This is a genomic window from Nitriliruptor sp., from assembly GCF_040882075.1.
In the GTDB taxonomy this organism is placed as follows: domain Bacteria; phylum Actinomycetota; class Nitriliruptoria; order Nitriliruptorales; family Nitriliruptoraceae; genus Nitriliruptor.
In genome coordinates this window covers 1-1,370 of sequence record NZ_JBBEBZ010000020.1, presented here as the reverse complement: position 1 = coordinate 1,370, position 1,370 = coordinate 1, and the positions used below count along the sequence as shown (strand labels likewise).

The 1,370-nt window shown below is 70.1% G+C and carries 1 protein-coding gene; it reads right to left on the bottom strand.

The annotated features are described in order from the left end of the window. Positions 1 to 1,370 (bottom strand): signal recognition particle protein (ffh, locus tag WEB03_RS01415; RefSeq protein WP_368069186.1); only part of this gene is annotated, 1,370 nt, incomplete at both ends.

Below are 1,370 nucleotides of genomic sequence, written 5' to 3'. Positions count from 1 at the left end.
GGGGCGGGCTGGAGACCGGCGAAGCCGCCCATGCCCCCACCCGCGCCACCGGGCATCCCGGGCAGGCCGCCGGACTGCAGCTGCCGGAGCGCGGCGGCCTGCGCGGCCTTGCCCTTGACGCCCTTCGGCGTGGCGCCCGACAGGCCGGCCATCTTGGACGCGCTCTTCATCACCTTCTGGATGTCGGCGAACTGCTTGACGAGGCGGTTGACCTCGGTGACCGTCGTGCCCGAACCGGCCGCGATGCGCTTGCGACGTCGACCGTTGAGGATCTTGGGGTCCTGACGTTCCTTCGGGGTCATCGAGCGGATGATCGCCTCGAGCCGGGCGACCTGCTTGTCCTCGATCTCGACGTCCTTGAGCTGCTTGCCCATGCCGGGCAGCATCCCGAGCAGGCCCTGCAGCGGCCCCATCTTCTTGAGCATCTGCATCTGGGCGAGGAAGTCCTCGAGGGTGAACTCCCCCGACATCAGCGCCGCTTCCGCGGAAGCGGCTTCCTCCTCGGTGTAGGTCTGCTCGGCCTTCTCGATGAGCGTCATCACGTCGCCCATGCCGAGGATCCGCCCCGCCATGCGGTCGGGGTGGAACGCCTCGAAGTCCTCCATCTTCTCGCCGATGGAGGCGAACAGGATCGGGGTGCCGGTGACCTCGCGGACCGACAGGGCGGCGCCACCGCGGGCGTCGCCGTCGAGCTTGGACAGGATCACCCCGTCGAAGCCGACGTCGGTCTGGAAGGCCTTGGCGACGTTGACGGCCTCCTGACCGATCATGGCGTCGATGACGAACATGGTCCGCACGGTGCCGCCGGTGGAGCCGGCGGCCTCCTTGATGGCGCCCGCCTGGGCGAGCAGATCCGCGTCGACGTGGAGGCGGCCGGCGGTGTCGACGATGACGACGTCGCAGCCGGCCTCCTTGGCGGCGCGGATGCCGTCACGGGCGACCGGGACCGGGTCACCCTCGGTGACGGGCGCGAACGCCTGCACGCCGACCTTCTCGGCGTTGACCTGGAGCTGGCGGACCGCGGCGGGCCGCTGGAGGTCGCAGGCCACCACCATGACCTGGTGGCCCTTGCGCTTGAGCAGCGCGGCGAGCTTGCCGGCCGCGGTGGTCTTCCCCGAACCCTGGAGGCCGGCGAGGACGATCACGTGGGGCGACGGGCCGGACAGGTCGAGCGGGACCGCGTCGCCACCGAGGGCTCGGGTGAGTTCCGCGTCGACGGCCTTGATGACGTGCTGCGACGGGTTGAGCGCCTTGCTGATCTCGTCACCGACGAGGGTCTCACGCAGCCGTTCGACGATGCCCTTGACGACCTTGAAGTTGACGTCCGCCTCGAGCAGGGCGAGCCGGATCTCCTTCAGGGTCGCGTCGAC